The sequence below is a fragment of the Micromonospora sp. NPDC050795 genome, from assembly GCF_044456785.1.
GTDB lineage: Bacteria > Actinomycetota > Actinomycetes > Mycobacteriales > Micromonosporaceae > Micromonospora.
The window spans coordinates 1-4,841 of the sequence record NZ_JBITGE010000076.1; the positions used below are offsets into that span (position 1 = coordinate 1).

General features: G+C 69.0%; 5 protein-coding genes. 3 read left to right on the forward strand and 2 right to left on the reverse strand.

Translation table 11 applies throughout. From position 1 onward, the window contains the following. Window positions 1-118: 118 nt before the first annotated feature. Window positions 119-1,522, reverse strand: a complete 1,404-nt coding sequence (locus tag ACIBEF_RS31930; protein ID WP_396797142.1) for a hypothetical protein — start codon at window positions 1,520-1,522, stop codon at window positions 119-121. Between the two features lie 470 nt (window positions 1,523-1,992). Here ACIBEF_RS31930 and ACIBEF_RS31935 point away from each other — a divergent pair, with 470 nt between their 5' ends. Beyond that, window positions 1,993-2,487, forward strand: a complete 495-nt coding sequence (locus tag ACIBEF_RS31935) for a hypothetical protein (RefSeq protein ID WP_396797144.1) — start codon at window positions 1,993-1,995, stop codon at window positions 2,485-2,487. A 93-nt stretch (window positions 2,488-2,580) separates the two neighbouring features. Here the strand turns inward: ACIBEF_RS31935 and ACIBEF_RS31940 are convergent, their stop codons facing one another. Next, window positions 2,581-2,739, reverse strand: coding sequence for a transposase (locus ACIBEF_RS31940; RefSeq protein WP_396797146.1), 159 nt, complete (start codon window positions 2,737-2,739; stop codon window positions 2,581-2,583). A 267-nt stretch (window positions 2,740-3,006) separates the two neighbouring features. Between ACIBEF_RS31940 and eis the strand changes: the two genes are divergently transcribed. Then, window positions 3,007-4,206 (forward strand): enhanced intracellular survival protein Eis, encoded by a 1,200-nt coding sequence (gene eis / locus ACIBEF_RS31945; protein ID WP_396797147.1) that lies wholly within the window; start codon window positions 3,007-3,009, stop codon window positions 4,204-4,206. 143 nt (window positions 4,207-4,349) lie between these two features. Further along, the gene (locus ACIBEF_RS31950; RefSeq protein WP_396797148.1) at window positions 4,350-4,784 is read left to right on the forward strand and encodes a winged helix-turn-helix domain-containing protein; all 435 of its coding nucleotides are present in this window, start codon (window positions 4,350-4,352) and stop codon (window positions 4,782-4,784) included. Window positions 4,785-4,841: the final 57 nt, after the last annotated feature.

The following is a 4,841-nucleotide window of genomic DNA, read 5'->3' on the forward strand; positions in this document are numbered from 1 at the left end:
TCCGGCATCGCCAACCTCCACAACATCATCCTCACCGGCTGACCACCGAGCCGGCCCCGGACAACGCCCTCACCCAGTTACGAGACGCCCCTTAGTCACGGGCCTACTACGTCGTATGTCAGCGGTGGGGTGCCGCTGATGTGCCTGGTGTCGTGGTGTGCGGTGGGGTTGTGCGCGAAGGGGAGGCTGAGCGGGGACGGGTGGGGGTGGGGAAATAGTCGCGGTCCTCGCGGTTGCCGGTTCTCGGCTGTGCTGAGGCAGTAACGGTCGACAGCCGCGCCGCGGCGGTGATGCCCGCCGATGTCACGGTTGGGGTGGTGAGGCGCCAAGGGGCACCGGGGCCGGGGCCGGGGCCGGGCCCGGTCAGGGCGGTGGAACCGGTCAGGGCGGTGGCGGTGTTCCCTGCGTGGACGGGCCGGGCAGGGACGGCTGCTGCGGGTTGCAGCCGCCATTTGTTGTCGGGGAGCGCGGTCGGGTTGTGGTGCAGGCCGTGCGCGGCCAACGCGGAAACCAATACCGGATCCGGCGCCGCCACCCGCCCCCCGTTGGCCGAGGTGTTCCGCAGTGTGTGCACCAGTTGGCCGATGGGAACAGGGACGGTATGACCGGGCAGCGTCACTGTGGTGTTGCCCGTGATGGGGGTGCCTACCGGCAGGCGGTTCAACGCCTGGGCATAGACCTGATCGGGCCAGCTGATTCTGTCGCCGCTGGGTAGCAGCCGCCATTTGTTGTCGGGGAGCGCGGTCGGGTTGTGGTGCAGGCCGTGCGCGGCCAACGCGGCGACCAATACCGGATCCGGCACCGCCACCCGCCCCCCGCCAGCCGAGACGTCCCGCAGTGAGTTCACCAGATGGCCGATGGGAACAGGGACGAGATGACCGGGCAGCATCACTGTGATATTGCCCGTGATGCGGGTGCCTACCGGCAGACTGTTCAACGCCTGGGCATAGTCCTGATCGGGCCAGCTGATTTTGGCGCCGCTGGGTAGCAGCCGCCATTTGCCGTCGGGGAGCGTGGTCGGGTTGTGGTGCAGGCCGTGCGCGGCCAACGCGGAAACCAACGCCGGATCCGGCGCCGCCACCCGCCCCCCGTTGGCCGCGATGCTCCGCAGTCTGCCCACCAGTTGGCCGATGGGAACAGGGACGGTACGACCGGGCAGCATCACTGTGGTGTTCTGCGTGATGCGGGTGCCTACCGGCAGGCGGTTCAACGCCTGGGCATAGTCCTGATCGGGCCAGCTGATTTTGGCGCCGCTGGGTAGCAGCCGCCATTTGCCGTCGGGGAGCGCGGTCGGGTTGTGGTGCAGGCCGTGCGCGGCCAACGCGGAAACCAACGCCGGATCCGGCACCGCCGCCCGCCCCCCGCCGGCCCCGATGCTCCGCAGTCTGTTCACCAGTGGGCCGATGGGAACAGGGACGAGATGACCGGGCAGCATCACTGTGGTGTTGCCCGTGATGCGGGTGCCTACCGGCAGGCTGTTCAACGCCTGCGCATAGACCTGATCGGAATTCCTAGGTGCCATACGGATCTCCTCACCCTTTCGGTACTGGCCTCTCAACGAGCGAAGACAGTCACGCGTTCAAGAGTTCCCCGGGCTTCGCCCCTGATCTTGCAGGGCCGGTCGGGCCGGGCGGAGCGTATGCGGTGGAGCTGGCCGAGCAGCAGCGTCTGAAGGCCGACGATCACGCGAGGAAGATGGCAGCCCAGGCCCGACTGGAGGCATCACGAGCTGGTCAGCCGGTGCGCGGCCGGATCCCGGATGGGTCATTGCGGCTTGCTGAGGCGAGGGCGCATCTGGACCGCGAGCTACGCGATCATCAAGCGAAGCTCGAACGCAGGGCCGCGTTGATCGCTGGGGGGGAAGAAGCCGATGGCTGCCCCGCCTGTCCCGACCGAAGAACACTCCCGGATCGTGAGAGCCCGCCGGGTCGTCGCCGCAGCCGAAGCCCAGCGGCCACAGCGGCTGGCAGTCCCCAGGCTCCCGCAAAATCTTTGCCGAAGACCGTTGCGAACATCATCGATCCAGACTCGCGGGTGATGCCTACCCGTCGCGGGTTCCTCCAGGGTTACAACGCGCAGGTCGCGGTCACCAGCGACCACGTCATCGCTGCTACCGATCTGAACCGCAACCCCAACGACATGGGATCATTCGTGCCGACGAAGACCGCCGCGGCCACCGCTGCCGCTGCCCTGCATCAGGCAACCGCGTTGCCCGATCATCAGATCGGAGTCGTGCTGGCCGACGCCGGCTACTGCAGCAACAGCAACCTGAACGCGCCCGGACCAGACCGGCTCATCGCCTTGAACAAGAGCCGCGAGCAGGCCACAGCGGCGCTGCGTTCACCTACCGATGATCCGCCACCTGCTGGCGCAACCACAAGAGAGGCGATGGCAGGGCATCCACCGCGAGGCCCCGCTTACGGCCCGGCACCTTCTTCGCGGCACCCTCGCCGGTCGTTGCGGCCGGGACGTGGTTGGCCGCTCTAATCTACTGAGTGTCCAGCACCACCGCGGTCGGATCCTCCCGGCGGCCGGCCTTCTCCCCTCGCCTGACACCGCAGCAGATCATGAATCACATGGTCAGCGCCCGTCATCACGCCGCCGGGCGAAGTAGCAATACGTCGCGGACTTCGGCGGCAGATCGTGCGGCAGGTACGCCCACTGACAACCCATCCGGTTCTGGTAGAAGATCGAATTCACGATCTCGCGCAGCTTGTAGCGACCCTGATGCCCCGACACCAACGGATGCCGGTCTTTTCACACCTGCGGGAGGCCCGACCACCGCCCACTGCTCATCGGTCAGGTCACTCGGATACGCCACACGCTCACCCATGATCAGCCCGGCACGGCCGGACCCTACCGGTTACGACCATGGCTCAGATTCACATGCCGGCTCAAACACACAATGGACGAAAGCTACCAAGCCGCCCTCTGAGGCGCCCCGGCATCCGGCCCACCTGGCCCAACCCGGTTGCGGGCGAAGCCGGACCGGGTTGGGATAAACGGATGACCATCCGCCGCGTACTCGCCGACGAACGCCTCTCGACCAGCTTTCCCCTCCAGGCGTACGCGTTCGAGTCCTCGCCGATCACCGACTCCCGGGCGGGGGAGTTCCGCGCGTACCTGCCCTACAACGACGGCAACCGGACGCTGGTCGTCGAGAAGGACGGCGTGACCCTCGCCACCGCGTCGGCGATCCCGATGCGGCAGAACCTGCGCGGGCGGGTGCAGACGATGGCCGGCGTCGCAGGGGTGGCCACCCACCCCCTGGCCCGCCGGCAGGGGCACATTCGCGCGCTGCTGCGGCAGTTGCTCGACGAGATGCGCGACGAGGGTCACCCGCTGAGCGCGCTGTGGCCGTTCCGGCCGTCGTTCTACGAGCGTTTCGGCTATGTCGGGTTGCCCAAGGCGCGTACCGCCTCGTTTGCCGTCGCGGACCTGGCCTCCCTGCTCCGGGCCGACCTGCCCGGCGAGGTGGTCTGGGAACGCATCGGCACCGGCTACCCGACGTGGCGCGAGTTCACCGAACGCTGCCTACGGGACCGGCACGGCTTCGCGCTTTTCCCCGAGTACCGCGCCGTCGCCCTGCGGGACCGCGACGAGCACTGGCTGCTGACCGCCCGTGCCGGCGGGACCGTGACCGGCGCGGTGACCTACCGGATTGATGAGCACGGCGGCACGCTGACCGCCGAGGACCTGCTGACCACCGACCCGTACGCGCGGATGTCGCTGTTGCAGTTCCTGGCCCGGCACGTCGACCAGGTGACGACAGCCCGGGTGCGGATTCCAGTCGACGAGCTGCCCGAGCTGTGGCTCACCGACCTCGACGTGCACGTGGAAGCCCGCATGACACGACCCGACTCCTCCCCGCCCATGGCCCGGCTGCTCTCGGTGGACGCGCTGGCCGGGCTGCCGGTCGGTGCCGGCCGGGTGCGCGTGAAGCTGACCGGGGACCGCTGGTTGGCCGGCTCGCACCTGCTGGACGGCACGACGGGGACGTTGCAGGTGGTGACCGGCCCGGCCGCCACCGCCGTGGCACCACCGGTCGCCACGCTGACGTCGGCTGGGCTTTCCGCGCTGGCGTACGGGGTGCTCGATCCGGTCGAGGTGTCCCTACGCGGGCTGGGCGACGTTCCGGTGGACGCGGCGACGGAGCTGCGCCGGCTCTTCCCGCGCCAATTGCCGTACCTGTTCGCCGACTTCTGAGCGCGACGCCTGCCGCCTGCCCTGCGCCTGCGCCTGCGCCTGCGCTACAGAGGTTGAAAGTTTGACGTCTGTCGGCGTGGCGGCGTGACCTGGTTCGATGGGTTCGGTAGGCCGGGGTGATGAGGTATCCGGCTGGTGGTGGGATGAGCACGGCGGCCAGGGCCCGGCGCGAAGCGGTCCGGGGACAAGCCGCTGGCATGTTCGAGGAGTCCAGGTCGACCGCGCAGATCGCGTCTGAGTTGCGGGTTTCGGAGAAGTCTGTGCGGGAGTGGCGGCGTCGATGGGCGGCTGGTGGGCCGGCGGCTCTGGCGTCAGCGGGGCCTGGTGGCCCGGTGGCTCAGGGCTGGGCTGACGCCCGGCGGACGCTGGCTCGGGTCGCTGAGGTGATCGAGCGCCGCTTCGGCGTCGGCTACACGCTGCGGGGGGTGTCCTATCTGCTGCACCGGATGGGCTACAGCCTGCAGGTTCCCGCCCGGCGTGCCGTCGAGCGCGACCCTGAGGCGATCGAGGGCTGGCAACGCAGGCGGTGGCTGCCGGTGGCTAGTGCCGTGACCACGAACGTTCACGGTGTTGGATGACACGCCGTCCGGCCTGTCGGCCGGGCGGCGTCGGGGCGGTCAGGCTGTAGCGGTGGC